Origin of the sequence: Natrialba magadii ATCC 43099 (assembly GCF_000025625.1) — an archaeon.
Lineage (GTDB): Archaea > Halobacteriota > Halobacteria > Halobacteriales > Natrialbaceae > Natrialba > Natrialba magadii.
On the sequence record NC_013922.1, the window covers coordinates 260,209 to 276,725 of the forward strand.

21 protein-coding genes and 1 tRNA gene are annotated in these 16,517 nt (G+C 59.0%); 15 read left to right on the top strand and 7 right to left on the bottom strand.

The annotated features are described in order from the left end of the window. Nucleotides 1–403: 403 nt before the first annotated feature. Nucleotides 404–694, top strand: a complete 291-nt coding sequence (locus tag NMAG_RS01245) for an amphi-Trp domain-containing protein (RefSeq protein ID WP_004213719.1) — start codon at nt 404–406, stop codon at nt 692–694. 63 nt (nt 695–757) lie between these two features. On the opposite strand, the gene NMAG_RS01250 is transcribed toward NMAG_RS01245, so the two are convergent. Beyond that, complete coding sequence (locus tag NMAG_RS01250; RefSeq protein ID WP_004213720.1) at nt 758–1,333, bottom strand: hypothetical protein; 576 nt, start codon at nt 1,331–1,333, stop codon at nt 758–760. Nucleotides 1,334–1,392: 59 nt separating this feature from the next. Here NMAG_RS01250 and NMAG_RS01255 point away from each other — a divergent pair, with 59 nt between their 5' ends. Then, nucleotides 1,393–2,028 (top strand): adenylate kinase, encoded by a 636-nt coding sequence (locus tag NMAG_RS01255; RefSeq protein WP_004213721.1) that lies wholly within the window; start codon nt 1,393–1,395, stop codon nt 2,026–2,028. Between the two features lie 6 nt (nt 2,029–2,034). Here NMAG_RS01255 and NMAG_RS01260 read toward each other — a convergent pair whose 3' ends face one another. Further along, on the bottom strand, nt 2,035–3,528 hold the full coding sequence (locus NMAG_RS01260) for a DUF7289 family protein (RefSeq protein WP_012996330.1): 1,494 nt from the start codon (nt 3,526–3,528) through the stop codon (nt 2,035–2,037). A 212-nt stretch (nt 3,529–3,740) separates the two neighbouring features. Here NMAG_RS01260 and NMAG_RS01265 point away from each other — a divergent pair, with 212 nt between their 5' ends. The 13 genes from NMAG_RS01265 (at nt 3,741) to NMAG_RS01325 (ending at nt 12,618) form a co-directional block, all read left to right on the top strand. Then, nucleotides 3,741–4,697 (top strand): DUF106 domain-containing protein, encoded by a 957-nt coding sequence (locus tag NMAG_RS01265; protein ID WP_004213723.1) that lies wholly within the window; start codon nt 3,741–3,743, stop codon nt 4,695–4,697. A gap of 284 nt (nt 4,698–4,981) precedes the next feature. Continuing rightward, nucleotides 4,982–5,557, top strand: coding sequence for a (d)CMP kinase (gene cmk / locus NMAG_RS01270; protein WP_004213724.1), 576 nt, complete (start codon nt 4,982–4,984; stop codon nt 5,555–5,557). A gap of 1 nt (nt 5,558) precedes the next feature. Further along, complete coding sequence (locus tag NMAG_RS01275; RefSeq protein ID WP_004213725.1) at nt 5,559–6,503, top strand: RNA-guided pseudouridylation complex pseudouridine synthase subunit Cbf5; 945 nt, start codon at nt 5,559–5,561, stop codon at nt 6,501–6,503. Between the two features lie 65 nt (nt 6,504–6,568). Further along, nucleotides 6,569–6,639: transfer RNA gene (locus NMAG_RS01280), tRNA-Pro, on the top strand. A 109-nt stretch (nt 6,640–6,748) separates the two neighbouring features. Beyond that, nucleotides 6,749–6,988, top strand: coding sequence for a DUF7563 family protein (locus NMAG_RS20740; protein WP_081446712.1), 240 nt, complete (start codon nt 6,749–6,751; stop codon nt 6,986–6,988). Beyond that, nucleotides 6,981–7,259: a hypothetical protein gene (locus NMAG_RS01290; protein ID WP_004213730.1), complete on the top strand. Its 279-nt coding sequence runs from the start codon at nt 6,981–6,983 to the stop codon at nt 7,257–7,259. The genes NMAG_RS20740 and NMAG_RS01290 overlap by 8 nt, the downstream gene beginning before the upstream one ends. Next, nucleotides 7,256–7,882, top strand: coding sequence for a hypothetical protein (locus NMAG_RS01295; RefSeq protein ID WP_004213731.1), 627 nt, complete (start codon nt 7,256–7,258; stop codon nt 7,880–7,882). Before NMAG_RS01290 ends, NMAG_RS01295 begins: the two co-directional genes overlap by 4 nt. A 112-nt stretch (nt 7,883–7,994) precedes the next feature. Further along, complete coding sequence (locus tag NMAG_RS01300) at nt 7,995–8,516, top strand: hypothetical protein (protein WP_004213733.1); 522 nt, start codon at nt 7,995–7,997, stop codon at nt 8,514–8,516. Beyond that, nucleotides 8,513–8,809, top strand: a complete 297-nt coding sequence (locus NMAG_RS01305) for a hypothetical protein (protein WP_004213735.1) — start codon at nt 8,513–8,515, stop codon at nt 8,807–8,809. The genes NMAG_RS01300 and NMAG_RS01305 overlap by 4 nt, the downstream gene beginning before the upstream one ends. After that, on the top strand, nt 8,806–10,425 hold the full coding sequence (locus NMAG_RS01310; RefSeq protein WP_004213737.1) for a DUF7845 domain-containing protein: 1,620 nt from the start codon (nt 8,806–8,808) through the stop codon (nt 10,423–10,425). The genes NMAG_RS01305 and NMAG_RS01310 overlap by 4 nt, the downstream gene beginning before the upstream one ends. A 386-nt stretch (nt 10,426–10,811) precedes the next feature. After that, the gene (locus NMAG_RS01315; RefSeq protein ID WP_004213739.1) at nt 10,812–11,879 is read left to right on the top strand and encodes a hypothetical protein; all 1,068 of its coding nucleotides are present in this window, start codon (nt 10,812–10,814) and stop codon (nt 11,877–11,879) included. A gap of 233 nt (nt 11,880–12,112) precedes the next feature. Beyond that, nucleotides 12,113–12,403, top strand: a complete 291-nt coding sequence (locus tag NMAG_RS01320) for a DUF7692 domain-containing protein (RefSeq protein ID WP_004213741.1) — start codon at nt 12,113–12,115, stop codon at nt 12,401–12,403. Nucleotides 12,404–12,405: 2 nt separating this feature from the next. Then, nucleotides 12,406–12,618 carry a hypothetical protein gene (locus tag NMAG_RS01325; RefSeq protein ID WP_012996331.1) on the top strand — a complete coding sequence of 71 codons (213 nt, stop codon included), beginning with the start codon at nt 12,406–12,408 and terminating at the stop codon, nt 12,616–12,618. Nucleotides 12,619–12,933: 315 nt separating this feature from the next. On the opposite strand, the gene NMAG_RS01335 is transcribed toward NMAG_RS01325, so the two are convergent. The 5 genes from NMAG_RS01335 to NMAG_RS01355 all read right to left on the bottom strand — a co-directional run bounded on the left by NMAG_RS01335 (nt 12,934) and on the right by NMAG_RS01355 (nt 16,515). Continuing rightward, nucleotides 12,934–13,317, bottom strand: a complete 384-nt coding sequence (locus NMAG_RS01335) for a hypothetical protein (protein WP_004213746.1) — start codon at nt 13,315–13,317, stop codon at nt 12,934–12,936. A 185-nt stretch (nt 13,318–13,502) separates the two neighbouring features. Beyond that, nucleotides 13,503–14,669, bottom strand: a complete 1,167-nt coding sequence (locus tag NMAG_RS01340; RefSeq protein ID WP_004213748.1) for a hypothetical protein — start codon at nt 14,667–14,669, stop codon at nt 13,503–13,505. Next, nucleotides 14,662–14,982, bottom strand: a complete 321-nt coding sequence (locus NMAG_RS01345; protein WP_004213749.1) for a hypothetical protein — start codon at nt 14,980–14,982, stop codon at nt 14,662–14,664. The genes NMAG_RS01340 and NMAG_RS01345 overlap by 8 nt, the downstream gene beginning before the upstream one ends. A 196-nt stretch (nt 14,983–15,178) precedes the next feature. Beyond that, nucleotides 15,179–15,988: a hypothetical protein gene (locus NMAG_RS01350; RefSeq protein WP_004213750.1), complete on the bottom strand. Its 810-nt coding sequence runs from the start codon at nt 15,986–15,988 to the stop codon at nt 15,179–15,181. After that, complete coding sequence (locus NMAG_RS01355) at nt 15,985–16,515, bottom strand: hypothetical protein (protein ID WP_004213751.1); 531 nt, start codon at nt 16,513–16,515, stop codon at nt 15,985–15,987. Before NMAG_RS01355 ends, NMAG_RS01350 begins: the two co-directional genes overlap by 4 nt. Nucleotides 16,516–16,517 lie beyond the last annotated feature (2 nt).

Below are 16,517 nucleotides of genomic sequence, written 5' to 3' on the forward strand. Positions count from 1 at the left end.
GTGCCCGTCGACATGGTCCTCGGATGGTCTGTAGGGACCTTCCCTCTTCTTTCTATCGTTGCCGGAGTACGGGTGCCGTTAGCAAACCGGTGCATCGGCGGCTAGCAGCGATCCCAACGCGAACAGGTTCGGTCATACCCGAACAGTGACCAGGGCATCGATCGTAGGACACGTCATTCATCATCTGTTCTCGCTCGCGCGCGGGTCACCATTATTTCGAGCAGACAACGGCCAATAGTAGCGACAGATCTGTCATCCGAATGGAATAGATATCGGACAGACACCACAGCAGAACGACACTGCTGCCACAGACACCGATCACACTCTTCGTTTATCGCTTTCACCGCTCTCAGATCGGTGTTCGGAGCGCAATCCTCTATACCCTTGCTCTCCAAGACAGGGTATGCCAGAAGATGTCCTCTTCAAATTCGAACAGGAACTGAGCCGCGACGAGATTGCCGCGTACCTCCGTGCCGCAGCCGACAACTTAGAACAGGGCGACGATATCACCCTCTCCGCAGGGTCGGATTCGGTCACGATGTCCCCACCAGCCAATCCCACCTTCGAGATCAAAGCCGAACACGAGTACTCGGACGAATCCGATCCCGGCGAATTCAGCATCGAGTTCGAACTCGAGTGGAAGAAGGGAGCAGACACCGACGACTCGGCAGACGGTTCGTTGCAGATCGAGTGATCGGTCTCGGTGCGGAGACAGGGGTCGGGAGGCGAGACACGTCCGACAAATCAGTCACTCGACTCAGAGTTTGACGACCCACACCCGAAACGACGACGGCAATCCGTACACTGTCTGGAAAACGGCGTCGATGAACTGTCCGATTCGGTTCGGATCCGCCTTTGCGCTGACGTGAACGTTGACGCCGTCGGCGTTTTCGGGGCGGGCAATTTCCTCGATTTTGAACACTGGAAAGTCGTTCAACAGTTGCTTCAGCCGGTCGAGTTCGTCGTCCGTACAGTCGAGGTTGATCGTGCCGTCTCCGAACTGGAGCCACGGGATGCCGAGTGATGGATCCAGGTCGTGTTCAGCCTGGGTTTCAGTGGTTGATCCGTCGTCATGACTGCCCCCGTCACCGCCTCTTTCTCCATTTCTACTGCCTACTCCACTGCCATCTTCACCCTCACCTTCACATTCACTTTCTGCACCGTCGGCACCATCACGCTCGAGTGCCGTCTCAGATTCAGCTGTACGTGCGTCGAATACACTCTCGTCCGCTTCGAACGTGACGAACCCGCTCGCACGCGTTCGGTGTGCTGTAATGGCGTCGACGTACAGCTTCCGGCGTGCTGCGGGTTCCGCGGCATCGAATCTGGTCATACAGCAGTAGATGTCCCCGTTTCTTTAAGCCTTTATGCGCTGGCGCTGAACGAGTAGCTATGGCACAGCCACGAATCTTGATTCTCGGGGCTCCCGGGGCAGGCAAAGGGACACAGAGTGCAAACATCTCCGACGAGTTCGACGTCGAACACGTCACGACCGGTGACGCACTCCGCTCGAACAAGCAGATGGATATCTCGGATATGGATACGGAGTACGATACGCCTGGTGAGTACATGGATCAGGGCGAACTCGTCCCCGACGAGGTCGTCAACGCTATCGTCGACGAGGCGCTTTCCCAGGCTGACGGCTTCGTCCTCGACGGCTACCCGCGGAACCTAGAGCAGGCGGAGGAACTCGAGGACATGACCGATCTCGACGTCGTGCTCTACCTCGACGTCAGCGAGGAGGAACTCGTTCACCGCCTCACCGGACGTCGGATGGACCCCGAAACCGGTGAGATCTACCACGTCGAGTACAACCCGCCGGAGGACCCCGAAGTCGAGGACCGTCTCGAACAGCGCGAGGACGATACCGAGGAGACCGTCCGAGAGCGACTTCGCGTCTACCGAGAGAACACGGAACCAGTCGTGGAGTACTACGACGACCAGGGGACACTCGAGCGTGTCGACGGCGAGCAGGCACCCGACGACGTCTGGGAGTCAGTAAAAGAGACGATCGAAGACGCAGCGTAACGGCTTCTAGTTGTTTTCGATATCGATCTCGTACTCAGCGATATTGAGGTAGGTGAGCTGTGGTGCTGGTTCGAATCCTTCGGGGATAACCTCAATTTCGCCATTCTCGATAGCCGTCGGTGTCAGTGCATTTGTTGGCGTATCAAAGTAGATAGAGTTCGCAATGATCGCTCCTTCGAATGAAAATCCACCACCACCAGTGAATTGGACTTGGTACTCATGTTGGTTACTACTTTCTGTGTTAAATTCATCACTAGCAACGTAGATAAGTCCCTGAAAGTCATTCCCCGAATTATGGAAGTTGACGGTTGATGAGGATGTTCCGTAGAGCTGGATTGCCTCTACAGTATCACAGCTACCGATGGTCCTCACGTCTCCGTCGCCGAGAGTAAAGTCATCCTTTGCGTATATTTTCAGACTGTGTTCCCCGCCGCCACACTGTGAAACCGTTATATTCTCGCCACTGTCTACACTTCCGTTAACAACGACAACTGCATCTCCGTCTTCCAGGCTGAAGTCGTAGTGTTCATCTCCGTCAAGGCTCTCTTCGTAGTATGCTCCACTGGGATTAGATTCACTGTCATCCAGTCGCGGTTCGTCGTCTTCGAACTCGTCTATCAGTTGTTGAATGGTATCGTCCAGATCGGGGAAATCTGCCTCATTGACTTCTTCGAGGTTATTTCCTGACGCATGTCCCGAGCCAACGTAATCGTCATTTGGGAGTGAGACACTGTCTGAGAACGCGTTCTCAACATCCTCATGGCCCAGTTTGATTTTCAGCACTCCCTCGTCGTTCTCGTCACCATAGCACTCCTTCTGTATTGCTGTATCACCCGCCTGATTGGAAAAGTGCTGTTCCCATCCCAGACAGTACTCACTCTCAATCTCGATGAAGATGTGGTCGTCCCTGATGTAGTTCATCTCGTTGGGTTCTGCGTCAATCTGATCGACTGTGATCTCTCCCGAATCGATCGTTTTGTTTTCCGCAAGTTCGACCACCGGGAACGACAGCGTGTTCGTCTGGTGGTTGTAGTAAACTGGCGGCACCGACAGAACTCTGGTCTGCTCACCGGTTTCTCGGAAAACGGCACCGCCCTCGTAGGCAACCCGCGTCCCGTCGTCGCTCTCGTACTCGATTGTTCCAATCGTTCCGTTGGCGATATCTGTTCTGTTTTCACCACTGTATTCTTCCGCCCAAATTTCGTACGTCGCAGAATCGTGGTGTGCAATCGCACCGTGTTCGCCCGCGTTTAGATCAGAGGTTTGAACCACATCACTAGTCGTCGTCGTTGAGGAAATTTGTTGCCCTAACTCAACGAACGCCTGTTCGATCTGCTCCTGCTCGGATTGCTGTTCCGTACCAGTGATGACATCCCCTGCGACAAGCAGGACGCCAACACTGCCTGCCGCGACCATGCCAATCAGCAAGACGATACCCAGCAGGGACGACTGGGCACGCTCCGACGGCCACGCGGAATCCACCCCACGTTGGACACTCATACGCGCTTAACAATCTCTCATGGTTATAATACAATCGGTCGATCAAACACTTCACCACTGTTTATCTATTCTCTATTTTGGTGAAGTTTACCGCTACCGAGCTGTTACACTCACTATGATGCGGGTCGGTCCTCGTACCGCGACAAGTCGGCAGCCGACCTCCGAAGATAAACACTTGTATACCGAACCTGCCCTAGCCCTAGGATAACCAGATGACACGTACAGCCGAAAAGATCAATTCGCTCGTTCGGGAGGACTCCTCGATGACCGAGGCACTCGAGTCCATCCGGACGAAAGCCGACGAAAACGGCGGCGAAGTCCAGTGGGGCGACGTCAACGATGACCTGACGAGCGGACAGTGGGGTCGGCTGATCGAGAAGGGTATATTGGTCGATGGCGACGAGGGATTCGAAATCGCCGACCGTGACGCCTACGACGAGGCGCTCGATGGTGATGGGTCCGGTTCGTCGTTCGCCGACGCAGACGTCGACATCGACGCGGAAGCATCCAAGTGGTCCCAGTGGGACAAACTCGCTGGTGTCGGGTCGCTCCTGTTGATGTTCGGGTACTGGCTCGACCCCGTTCGTGACACGGTTGGTGGGACGCTCAACCTCGCGCTCGGTCCACTCGATGCCGCGCTGCCGTTCTACGCCGTTATCCTCTCCGTTGCGCTCCTGACGGGGCTCTATTCGACGCTGCTGCAGGCGAACTTGATGAACCCCGAGGTGCTCGGCAAGTACCAGAAGCGGATGAAAGCGATGCAGGACAAACAGCAAGACGTCCGCGACCGCAAGAAGGAAGCCGAGGAACGCGGCGCGAGCGAGGCCGAACTCGAACGTCTCGAGAACGAACTCGAGGAGGTCCGCGAGGAGCAGATGGAGGCCATGGCCGAGAACATGGGGATGTTCAAAGAGCAGATCCGCCCGATGGTCTGGATTATGCTGTTTACCATCCCAATCTTCCTGTGGATGTACTGGAAGATCCACGATGGGAACGTCGCCAGTACTGAGTGGACCGTCGTGATGCCGATTGTCGGCGTCGTTGACTGGACTGACGGTATCATCGGCCCGATGCCGGCCTGGATCCTCTGGTACTTCCTGTGCTCGATGGGCTTCACCCAGCTGCTCCGGAAGTCGCTCAACATCGATATGACGCCGTCGACCACCTGAACAGTATCGCTTCGAGGACTCCGAGTTGCGAGTGACGACGGGTTTCAGGCGCGGAGCAGAAACCCAGTATCCAGTAGATAGCCCGACCGTCTTTTCGGCCCCGTTCGATTTTCTCGATTGCTGGCACGGTCATCGCTCGCTGCTGTTTGCGGCGTTGGCACCCACAAGTTTGCTACACCTCATGTACGACACAGAAACACGATGTCGCTGAATCGTGGTGTCACATCCGACACCAGCCGTTTCTGATTCAAAACCCCTTTTACCCGGCACGTCGCAGATTGGATATGTTACTCACCGTCTCTGGCCCGCCAGGTAGCGGGAAGAGCACCACCGCAGGATTGCTCGCTGACGCGTTCGATCTCGACCACGTCAGCGGCGGCGACATCTTCCGCGAGCTCGCAGACGAGCGCGGCTACACCCCACTCGAGTTCAACAAACTCGCCGAGGAGAACGACCAGATCGACCGCGATCTCGACCGACGACTCTGCGAAATCGCCGTCGAAGAGGACGACCTAGTACTCGAGTCCCGGCTGGCCGGCTGGCTCGCCGGCGATCAGGCGGACTTTCGTTTCTGGCTCGATGCGCCGCCGGCGGTTCGTGGCGAGCGAATCGGCGAGCGCGAGGAGAAGGATCCAGACCGTGCGACCGAGGAAACCCAGGCTCGCGAGGCGAGCGAGGCCCAGCGCTACGAGGAGTACTACGGCATCGACATTCGCGACCTGACCATCTACGACCTCTCGGTCAACACAGCTCGCTGGGAGCCCGATGCCGTCCTCGATATGCTCGTCACGGCTGTCGAGGAGTACGACGCCACGGGCGACGAAGGCCAGGCAACCGTCCCTCTCGAGTACGATATCTAGCATGAGTCAGCGCCAGCGTCTCCGCCCTGCTCCGGGTGATCGTACACCGGCCGAACTCCTGCAGTTCGGCGTCGTCAACCTCGATAAGCCACCCGGTCCCTCCTCACACCAGGTCAGTGGCTGGCTTCGCGATGCCGTCGCAGATGCGCTGGCCGAGGCCGACCAGAGTGAGGACAGCGACACCAGCCCGACCATCGACCAGGCCGCCCACGCCGGCACGCTCGATCCCAAAGTCACCGGCTGCCTGCCGACTATGCTTGGCGACGCAACCCGACTCGCGCAGGTATTCCTCGAGGGACACAAGGAGTACGTGGCGGTACTCGAGTGCCACGGCTCGATTCCGGCTGACGTCGAATCGACCGTCGCCGAGTTCGAGGGGCCGATTTACCAGAAGCCGCCGCGAAAGAGTGCGGTGTCGCGTCGACTCCGCGTGCGCGAGATTTACGAGTTGGACGTCCTCGAACAGGGCGACCGGCAGCTACTGTTGCGGATTCGCTGTGAGAGTGGCACCTACGTTCGAAAGCTCTGTCACGACCTCGGACTGGCACTTGGCACTGGTGGGCACATGGGGCATCTGCGGCGCACGGCGACGTCACCGTTCGACGATACGGACCTCTACACTGCGACGGAGTTCCTCGATGCGCTCGCGTTCTGGCTCGAGGACGACGATCCGAGTCTGCTGTACGACATCGTCGATCCTGCCGAGCGGATCCTGGAAGAGATTCCGCATCTCGTTATCGACTCGACGGCTGCGCGAGAGGTCGCAGAGGGTGCACCGGTCTACGCGCCAGGGGTGCGGAAGGTAGTAGCCGACACCGCACTCGAGCGCGGTGATCTCGTTGCTTGTTATACGCAGGTGGGATCGGCGGTCTGTCTCGGCAAGATGGTCGGCGATCCTGACGCAGAATCTGGTGTGGTCGTCGATCTAGAGCGGGTTCTCGTCTGAGGCGCAGTGTCCATGACAATCTGAAACGACACGCTTAAACAGCAGACACTCATCGTATCACGTGCGGGACCGTGGGGTAGTGGTATCCTCTGCGGATGGGGTCCGTAGGACCCGAGTTCAATTCTCGGCGGTCCCACTCGAAATTATCTAAGTGTTCAACTCTTAGACTCTCAACCACTCGAGAGTACCGAAAATCCAATTCTCGCTTTCGGTATATTACCACATAGCCGACAGCATTGTAGGGGGTGGTCTGCATGACGGTCGCACCGTGGCCGTCAGTCGACCATTCGACTTGCGAACACTGCGGTGCCCACGTCACCGATCGGTTCCGGCGCGTCTTCGGTGACGATCGGGACCGAGCCCACCGCTGCGGCGAGTGTGATTCGTACGCTCGACTGAGCCGCGGCTCCGCTGCTGGCGTCGATGTGCCGGTACCAGATCCGGAAACGTCCGCCGGCCGCCACGGAGGTGAGTCCGATGCCTGAACGAGTCGACCCGCGAAACCTCCCGTCTGGCTACTCGCCGGCTTTCATCCAGCTCTCTGACGGCCTGGTGTGCGTAGCGGACGCCACTGTCCGTGACTCGGGCTGGCTTGAGTTCACCGAGTGGTCCGGCACGACCGGTCTGGTGCCACCACGAGACTGCGGCCGGGTGAAGTTCATCGCGACGGAACTCGTCGAAGACGCGCTACGGCGACGTATCGCGGACGCCGATATTCGAGCGGAGTACGGCCCGGAAGGCGAGGTGAGCCGATGAGCGACCAATCTGCGAACGGTACTGTTCATCGGGAAGAGCCCACTGAGACGGTTTCGAACGGTGGTCGAAATAGCGACGGAACCGCGCGGATGCTTTCGAGATGGACTTTCGAATACGAACCCGCGCGGTTGATCGTCAGAGAGTATATGAGCGGGCGGACGCTGAACGCCTGCGCTGGCAAGACCAAACTCCAGCACGACGGTGAGATAGTCCGGAACGATCTGAACCCCGATCGTGACGCCGACACGAATCACGACGTTGCGGAGATTGCCGACTACTTCGAGCCGTGTTCATTCGATACGGTAATCTTTGATCCACCGTTCGACGAGAAGCAAGCTGAGACGAAGTACGATGGCCTGCACGCAATGGACGTGTACGCCGCCCTTGAGGACTTCAACGAACTGGTCCGACCTGGCGGCCATGTCATCACGTTCGGCTGGAATTCGTGGGGAATGCGGTCGTTCTCTGCCTTTGAGCGCGTCGAGACGGTCCTGCTCCAGCGCGGACCGATTCACCGCGACGTGATCGTGACGGTCGACCGTCGAACTACGCACTCGCTCACGAGCAACAACGGATGTACACTACAGACGGATGCTGACCGAAAGGGCGGTGGTTCGCGATGAGCCGTCTCGTCGAATCCGACGAGTGCGAACGATGCGGCGACCGGATTAGCGGTCTTCGTCGGCTCTGCTCGGACTGCACGCGTGACGTTCGCGACGCACGGGAGGGTCCGCTGTGAGTTCTCGCACGTCGGCCCTCGAGAGTTCGAAGGCCAGCGGTGACGCGCTCGAGGCGGAGTTGGTGCAGACGATCGACGCCCTGGAGTACGTCGGTGATCGGACCGCAACCTGGCACGACGCACGAACGACGACGCTCCTCGAGCCGGCCCACTCACTGCCGTTCTACGGCGTTGTGCTGGTCGAACCGGAGACGCCGGTCGAGATCAAAGGCTGCCAGATAGAGACGAGCAACGGAGACAGCACGACTCGCGGGCGGTTCTACGTTAAGCGCGACGCCCACGAGCAGTTGCTCGAGGCTGCCGGGATGTACCTGCTCGTCGTCTACATTCCGCGACCGGGATTGCCCCAGGTCGCCCGCGCGATTGTGCCGGCGACGATCGTCGACGAGCTGCTGGCCGGCCGGTGGTACGAGGTTGGCGGGTCGCGTTCGGAATCCGAGGTTGCGAAGCTCGCCTGGTCGCACGTCATCGATCCCGCTGGCGTTGATCCGTCGACGACGGTCGGTGATCCACGATGAGTTCCGACCTCGAGCACGGTGAGCGAGATCTCGCCGCTGAACTCCAGAGTCCAGCAGCGGGCCAGGTCGGCATTCCCGTTGACGCGATCTGCGTGGGCTGTGGGCAGACGCGAGTTAAGCGCGCTCCGCTCGCTGAAGTGAGTAAAGACCTGAGCAAGGACCCGACCGAACTCGAGGCAGAAGACCTCACGTCGCTCAAGCACGTCTGTCACCGCTGTGGGTCCGCGACGTGGTGGAACGTCGTGGCGGTCCTCTCGGGCCTCCTCGAGCAGGAACGGGGTGAGGAGGCGTGAGTCAGGTCGAGACGACGCCGCACGAGTGCGAAGGCCGCTGGAAGTGGGCCGACTGGGGCCGCGGCCCCTACGACGCACTTTCGTCGATCATACTCGGTCCGCCGTTCGAAGGCCACCTTGAGTTAGACACGGAGATCGACGGCGAACCGTGGCACCTCGTAGTGAAGTACAGCAAGTCGGGCTTCGCGCCGCGACTCTCCGACGGGATCAACGCTGAACGGCTCTACGAGTGGGACATCATCGGTCGTGGGCGCGGCGAGAGCAAGGCGACGTTCAACATCTCGCCCCGGTTCCCGAATATGCGCCACTGGGAAACCGGCGAGCCGCTGAATCTGCCGTGGGAGAATCAGGTCGGCGAGGTCGACGGTGTCGACGTCGAGTACCACATGAGCAACATCGAACCCGGACATGGGCTCGAGTTGCTGCCGGAGTTCTTCGCGGCGATCTTCGAGAAGGCGAACGAACGGGTACACTCGGAGTATTTCCGCACGGCGCCGCACGAGTCGAGTCGCATGTGGGCGTACGAGCGATACGTACGCATTCGTCGTGAATGGGCTGCCAAGCTCTCGTCGGCGGGAGTCCTGCAGAAAATTGCGCTCCACCTGTCCGACCTGGAGGGAGTCAAAGCAGAACTGCACATCGACAACGAGGAAGTGATCAACCACCAGAACCGGTTGAAACTGAACCCTGCCTCAGCGAAGGAACTCTTTCCGGACCACACCTACGGCCGCAAGTTCGAGATCTACCAGCTGGCCGATCCGGACGCAGTCTCGAAAGACCACCCCTCGTACCACCCGAAAGTGGAGGTCTTAGTCAACAAGAAGATGAACGACAACACGGCGTGGGCGTGGGCCGATCGGCACGAGGTCACCGAACAGATTGAGGAGACGCTGCTAAACGCGCTCCACTGGGAAGACATCCCGCTCGGACCGGACGGTAACGGTGTCTACGTCGAAGACGATCACTTCGACGCGGTTGCTCGAGACGATCTTGTCGAACTCTACGACGATCCGACGCCGCGCCTCGAGGCGAAGAGCGAACACCTGTTGATGACGACGCTGCAGGATCTGGGCGAGACGCCGCGGGAAGTGACTGAAGAGGTCGCGACCGACGGCGGGTCGACCGTCGACGAACTCGCCGACCAGCTCGGGAAGCACCCCGCGACGATCTACCGAGCGATTCAGGATCTGGACGATATTCTTGAGCTGGACCAGGGCGAGGTATCGTTCCGAGTCCGGAAGTACCGCGAGGAGTTGCGTGCGCTCGTCGAGTCAGCGGAGTACGCGATCGAGAGCTTCGCCGATCGGATTCAGCACGTGATGGGCCTCGCCGATCACGTCGCCGAGTCCTCGCCGTTCCAGCAGTGGCTTGCGGAGAACGGTGCCGAGATCGAATACGACGAGGCCGGGAACCCGAAGAAGCTCCGCATCGATGCGATTCTCTCGCTGCTGAAGGGCGATAGCTTCGAGAACGCCCGCGAGATCGCACAGGAAGCGATCGACGCCTGGCGACACTCAGGGAACGACGTAGTGCAGTTCAGCAAGGTGTCGATGGTCTGGCGGACACCTGGAGGCGGACGAGACAGCCACCGCGTAGGTTCGATCGCCGACTGGTAGAACGGCCCTCGTGAGTGGCAACACTGTTGTGGCACTTGTTTTCAGCAACTCAGATTGTATTCTATCGGTGACTGTCCAGTTTTGGTTGTAGTCCTCGGCTCGAGGCTGGGGTCGGCACCGCGATCGCGCCGCACCGCATGCGGGGTCGTTTCGCGCTTCGCGCGAAAACCCCCTTGGAGGGTGTCCCCAAGGGGACAGAGCCAAAAAATTACTCCGCCCCGCCCCCAGCTCCGCACGATCTCCAGTTGATCCATACGAAACACTCCCTTCCACTCAGGATTTAGGACCACTTGAGTTTGGGCCTCAGGAGTGCAGTATTAGTTGGCTCAATCTCTTCACCCTACACCATGCCATTTATTGTCACTCCTGCGTACTTGGTAGTATAAATGGATTCTAATGAGAATTCTGACGAATCGGATATTGCGATGGATGGGTTCGAGGATCTTGCTGCTGCATCGGCCGGCCTCGGTGATCTTGCTGCCATGACGACTGGACTGGAGGATCTTGTCGAGACGGCAGATGGGTTCGAAGATCTTGCTGCCGCATCGGCCGGTATCGGTGACCTTGCTGCCATGACGACTGGACTGGAGGATCTTGTCGAGACGGCAGATGGGTTCGAAGATCTTGCTGCCGCATCGGCCGGTCTCGGTGACCTTGCTGCCATGACGACTGGACTGGAAGATCTCGTCGAGACGGCAGATGGGTTCGAGGATCTTGCTGCTGCATCGGCCGGTCTCGGTGATCTTGCCGCCATGACGACTGGACTGGAGGATCTCGTCGAGACGGCAGATGGGTTCGAAGATCTTGCTGCCGCATCGGCCGGTCTCGGTGATCTTGCTGCCATGACGACTGGACTGGAAGATCTCGTCGAGACGGCAGATGGGTTTGAAGATCTTGCTGCTGCATCGGCTGGTCTCGGTGATCTTGCTGCCATGACGACTGGACTGGAGAATCTCGTTGGCAGGACGGACGGGTTCGATGGTCTTGCCGCGGTATCACATGATATTGATGTGTTTGCCACTCCGACAAAAAATTTCGATGACTCTTCAAAAACCCTGTTTAGAGAACATCCTATTGAGACTCTAGCTTCTCGAACGTGGTTATGGAAGAATGTACAAGATCCCTCGGTTAATATTTTCAAAAATACTGTTGACCCATACGGCCCATTCAGAGAAGAGGTCTACAAGACAAAAACCCTGACAATCAGGGTGATTACCGCGTCTGCGTTCGATGAAGGACAACTCGCAAAAAGTATGTCGGAAGAAGAGAAGAAAGGTATTCGGTTGGGAATTGCTATGGCGATAGGAGCATCTATTGCAGCATCAGTCATTCCTGTCTTCGGTGTGACTGCTGCACTTACACTTGCGATAGCCTCAGCAGCGTTCATTTCAAGAGAGTTGGAAAGCTTCTATGATATAAAACGCCGTCAGAGACTGCCACAGGAGCAAGATTAACCGAATCACCTTACTGGAACCCCCGATACTCACCCTTGGGGTTGCACGTCGACAGAATCGATTTCCGCAATATGAACACGAACGAGTAGCACACTGTGTTCATATTGAGCCCATCGCCGTTGAGATCGGGCCGTCCGGCATGCCGATCACGTCCGGGGCCGAGCCCTTCTTTATAAACTAAGGCCGTTCGAGTGAACCGAAAAAACTAGGAATAGCGGGTTGTGTTCACGGCTATGTCTCACAACGAGACGCCCGGATCGGTTCGTATCCGGACTGACGACGGGAACGAATGGCGATTCGCATCTATCCAGAAAGCTGCCCGGTTCTACGACTGCAACCGGAGCAACGCCGTCGCTTTCGCCTGCGAAGACGTTGATCAACTCGTCTCCGCAGCCAGGCGTGTCCTCGAGCGCGACGACCTCACCCGCGAGCAGCGCCAGGAGATCGCCGAAACGCTCTCGACTCGAGCCGTCAGCTTCGATGTGGAGACCGAGGTCTCGGTGACGACGAAAGGTGAGATGTGACGATGACTGTCGACGATCTACTCAGAGAAGCCGAGCGAGAGAGTCGTCGCGAACTCGAGCAGGAAGCGAGAAAGGCGATCGAACTGCGCGCACGACTACCAGAGATCGTTCGAAACTCGATAGAGCAACTACTCGAGGAAGCCGACGATCTCCAGCACGCCCGAGAACTTGCTGGGCTCGACGAGTCCGGTGCCAAGGAGGAACCGAACGCATGAGCGACTTAGAGAACGTAGAGCCCGACCGCTGGGGAACGTTCGACTGCCCCGACTGCGGAGCGCCATGTCATGTCTCGTGGGTCGAATGCGGGAGTTGTGACCGGCCACTCGTCGGACACAAGGAGGAATCAAGCCCATGAGCGCGGAGTTTCCCGACGACATTCCCGGACCAGAGTCGATAGACTGTCCCGACTGTGGCGAAGAAATCGAAGCGTTTCCGGTCAAATGCTCGGCGTGTGGCTGTCCGTTGTGGGCCGGAGTGGTCGCCGGAGCGGTACAGATGATGTCCGACTCCGAGGGTACCCCGGAAAGTCGTTAGAAAACGTCTGGGATAGCTATTTTCGCCTGTTTCGTGTCCCGATGGTCACCACCACCATGCCACTTGAGCAGAGGGAGATTCGACGCTTTGCACATCTTGTCCTTGACGATCGTGCAGCCGCTCCTGCCGTGGGGCCGGTAGACGACGAAACAATACCATCCGTCGTGTCGGCGTAACTTGTCGTGATAGGCCTTGTAGACCTTGAAGTTACCCGGCTGACCGTCTGAATGCTCGAGCATCGTCGATTTGATTTCGATCGGCGTTCCGTTCTGAAACCGCGCGTCGTGCCAGCTGGCTCGCTCGAGAGCAAAGCGCCGCTTCTTCGCCATTCGTTTCTCGCACGCCGTACCGAAGTGATTCGCACGTTTCGATCGGTTCATCTCTCACCTATCGATACTTCGACTATTCACGCGTCGCGCTCGTCGCGCGTCTTTATTTATTCCTCCTCTTTCTGTCGGGAACGAACAGCGGGCGATGGGCTGCGGTACGCGGCCCTGTCGGGCCGCGCCCATAGATACAGTAAAGGGGTGGCTGTTGCCGCTGCCACGTTGCCAACTGTACGCCGTCACGCGATTACCTCCTCGACCTTGCCAAGCGTATCAGCGTGCAGTCCGTCTTCCCGATATTCGTTCCAGCGAGTTCGGACCCATTCGCGGCTGTACGGCACGAATTTTTCGACTTCGCGGTTTGCCATGCCCTCCTCTTTGCATCTGATAACGGTCCAGATCGCCGTCTGTCGGGCTGCCTCTCCCGCTTCCATTTCCTCGGTTTCGTCGCCGTATCTCGACCACGACCAGTCTGACGCCTCTTTCGTATTGTACCGGAAGTCCGTCGGTGGCACACCTTCGATCTCTCCCTCAATGTCGGCCAGCTGTGCGTTCCGAATCGAGTCGGCGATGACGGCCTTCTTCTTGCTCACCTTCTTCACGATCGTCCCGACCCGCCAGAGCATCGGATGAATCGATCGCTCGCCGTGGGCGATGTAGATGAGCGCGCCGCCGTACTTCCGGATCTTGTAGACCAGCGGAGCCATCTTCTTCCGGGTTTCGTGCCCCTGCTTGCCGGTCCCGCTGGCCGCGCTCGAGAACTCGTCGCCAATGAACAGTTTGTCTCGTTGGCTGTGCTCGAGCGGGTCGCCGTCCTGCTCGACCCACTCCATGAGGGTTCCGTAGTCTCCGATCCAGCCGTCCTGTACGTCGCCGTCGTCGTCGACCCAGCGGTCTTTCTCCTCGAGCGACTGGATGTTCGTCCCGAGTAGCGAGTTCGACTGATGGAGCGCACGCCACCGCTGTGCGAGCAGGCACGCGAAGTCGGTCTTGCCCGCGCCCATCTCGCCCAAGACGACGATGACCGGGGCCGGGCCGTTGATGAGTTCGTCCACCGTCCCGATCGCTTTCAGTCCGCTCACGTCCGCTCGCTTCGATGTGTCGCCAACGATGTGCTTGATGGTCGGCATATCGCCGTTCTCCATGGCTTTTCGGAAGGTTTCAGTACCCTCTACCAGCCGGATTTGGCGATGCTTCTCGAGGTCTTTGCATTGGCCGGGCATCTTGTCGGGCCGATCGGCATCGGTTGGATCGTAGTGGATCGACCGGATAGACATCGCTCGGGAGATGCTTTCGTCTCGAACGATGCCACCGTGATCGGCTATCTCTCGGTTCTCTCGCTGGCCGTAGCCTTCCTGGTACTCCCGCGCTTCGCCGGTGACGTGGAGTGCATTGTCGTCAGTCATGTGCTGTCCCTCCGTCTGCTACCGCTTCCTGAACGTCCTCGTCAGTCGCTCCCTCCGGCTGGTCTCGAAGCCGGGTGTAGCTGTACCACGCCGCTGCTGTCGGGGCCAGAACGGTGATCGCGAAGAAGACTCTGGGGACCGGCAGATACGCCGCGCGCTCAGTCGTCCCGGTTGCAGTCTCCCGTTCCTCAGTCGGCACGTCCAGTGCCTCGGCCGGGAGTAGATGCAGTCCCGCCCATAAGCCCATAACGAGACCGATTGCAAGGGCACACGCGAGTATCGACTTCTCTCGGTCGGTGAGTTCGATCGTCACTTAGACCACCTCCATTCGTTCCGCTCGTGTCCGATACACAACGGCGGATTCTCCACTCGTCGGAGTTTGGTGAGCATCGACGCCATGAGTGCTGCCGTGTCTGTTCTCCCTCGAGCCGCCGTAACTGGCTCGCTGGGAACGAGCTTCTTCGGTGGTTCAACCGTCCGATTCCGTAGCTTCCCGTCGTGGATGTACCTCATGGGTCGTTTCCTCCGTCCGCTGCGGCTGGCTGCTGGCCGTTCTGATCGAACGTGATAGGGGCTGGCTCGGTTGGATCGAACTCCTGCTCGTACTCGCCAAGGTCGCTGATCTCGTCGCTGCTCCACTCGTTAGCGTCTTTCTCGGCTGCCTCGAACCGGTCTTTCACACTCGTTTTCTGTGTCATCAACCCACGTTCGTCCGCTTCCGCGTGCGCGTTGATCGTGTCGCGTTCGATCTCGATACCCATTCGACTGATCCGACCGCGCAACTTGTTGTAGGCGATCGCCGTCTCGACGAGCTCACCGTGGATGTCCTCGAGCATGGCCTTCACCGTAACCAGTTTCGAGTCCGAAAGCTGCGAGAAGTAGCAGCCGGTGACGATGAGCGTGCCGTCCTCGCCCTGGTCCGGGTGCCAGTCGAGCTCGCGCACCTCGTACGCGGATTCGTCGTTACAGAGATACGGAGACGGCCCCTCGACCGTCTTTTCATCCCATACGCCGGGTTCGACGTACAGTTTCCGCCGGACGTCGTCGACTGCGTTGATGTGGTACACTTCGACCATGTTTCGGTTCCGAAGCCAGCGTGCGCCTGTAACGAACAACCCGAGCAGCGGCGGCCCAAGGAGCAGCATCGCCGCGAAAATTCCTCGAGCGACCGGCGGCATGCCTGGAATCTCCGGCCGAATCCAGATGAGAGCCGCGCCGATCGAGACGGCGGCACCCGCAACGAGCAGCTGGCCTTCCGCGAGGAGATAGGTGAGCCGGTCCGACCAGCTGCCGAACGTGGCGCTGGTGTCTCCGCTCATGCTTCGATCACTCCGCTATCTTCGCTGCGGATCACGTAGGCCGTCCCAAGCCCCGCCAGTCCGGTTGTCATGATGACGCCGGTGAAGAGCCCGGACTCACCGCCGAACGTCTCAAACGGGTTCTCTTCCTGTGCTTGCATCTCGGTGCCGAGCCTGACGGTCGTTCCCTGGACCGCGACGCCGACCGTCGACGCGCCGTTCACTTCGCGTACGCTCGTCGCGATCGTGGTCTCGCCGGTGTCGATCTCGAACTCTTCTTGTGGGACTTCGACCGCGCCCTCCTGGTCGACGCCAGCGAGCGCGTCGGAGACGACGACGGTGAACGACCGGTCGGCGTCGAAGGTGATCGTGGCGGTGCCGTCCTCGAGCTGGTACTCCAGAATCCGAAGGTCGTCGCCGAACTCAACTTCGTACTCTGGCGTGGTGCTTTCGTTGCCGGGCTCCTCGGCGATCGCGGTGCCGCCCATCAAGCCCACGCCCATCGCGAGCGCCAGGGCTGCGACGACGGAAAACGTTAGAATCCGCATCG

Excerpts from the sequence above, each read along its gene's own strand:
- NMAG_RS01245 (WP_004213719.1), top strand. The coding sequence starts at position 404 with ATGCCAGAAGATGTCCTCTTCAAATTCGAACAGGAACTGAGCCGCGAC.
- NMAG_RS01250 (WP_004213720.1), bottom strand. The coding sequence starts at position 1,333 with ATGACCAGATTCGATGCCGCGGAACCCGCAGCACGCCGGAAGCTGTAC.
- NMAG_RS01255 (WP_004213721.1), top strand. The coding sequence starts at position 1,393 with ATGGCACAGCCACGAATCTTGATTCTCGGGGCTCCCGGGGCAGGCAAA.
- NMAG_RS01260 (WP_012996330.1), bottom strand. The coding sequence starts at position 3,528 with ATGAGTGTCCAACGTGGGGTGGATTCCGCGTGGCCGTCGGAGCGTGCC.
- NMAG_RS01265 (WP_004213723.1), top strand. The coding sequence starts at position 3,741 with ATGACACGTACAGCCGAAAAGATCAATTCGCTCGTTCGGGAGGACTCC.
- cmk (WP_004213724.1), top strand. The coding sequence starts at position 4,982 with ATGTTACTCACCGTCTCTGGCCCGCCAGGTAGCGGGAAGAGCACCACC.
- NMAG_RS01275 (WP_004213725.1), top strand. The coding sequence starts at position 5,559 with ATGAGTCAGCGCCAGCGTCTCCGCCCTGCTCCGGGTGATCGTACACCG.
- NMAG_RS01290 (WP_004213730.1), top strand. The coding sequence starts at position 6,981 with ATGCCTGAACGAGTCGACCCGCGAAACCTCCCGTCTGGCTACTCGCCG.
- NMAG_RS01295 (WP_004213731.1), top strand. The coding sequence starts at position 7,256 with ATGAGCGACCAATCTGCGAACGGTACTGTTCATCGGGAAGAGCCCACT.
- NMAG_RS01305 (WP_004213735.1), top strand. The coding sequence starts at position 8,513 with ATGAGTTCCGACCTCGAGCACGGTGAGCGAGATCTCGCCGCTGAACTC.
- NMAG_RS01315 (WP_004213739.1), top strand. The coding sequence starts at position 10,812 with ATGGATTCTAATGAGAATTCTGACGAATCGGATATTGCGATGGATGGG.
- NMAG_RS01320 (WP_004213741.1), top strand. The coding sequence starts at position 12,113 with ATGTCTCACAACGAGACGCCCGGATCGGTTCGTATCCGGACTGACGAC.
- NMAG_RS01325 (WP_012996331.1), top strand. The coding sequence starts at position 12,406 with ATGACTGTCGACGATCTACTCAGAGAAGCCGAGCGAGAGAGTCGTCGC.
- NMAG_RS01335 (WP_004213746.1), bottom strand. The coding sequence starts at position 13,317 with ATGAACCGATCGAAACGTGCGAATCACTTCGGTACGGCGTGCGAGAAA.
- NMAG_RS01340 (WP_004213748.1), bottom strand. The coding sequence starts at position 14,669 with ATGACTGACGACAATGCACTCCACGTCACCGGCGAAGCGCGGGAGTAC.
- NMAG_RS01350 (WP_004213750.1), bottom strand. The coding sequence starts at position 15,988 with ATGAGCGGAGACACCAGCGCCACGTTCGGCAGCTGGTCGGACCGGCTC.
- NMAG_RS01355 (WP_004213751.1), bottom strand. The coding sequence starts at position 16,515 with ATGCGGATTCTAACGTTTTCCGTCGTCGCAGCCCTGGCGCTCGCGATG.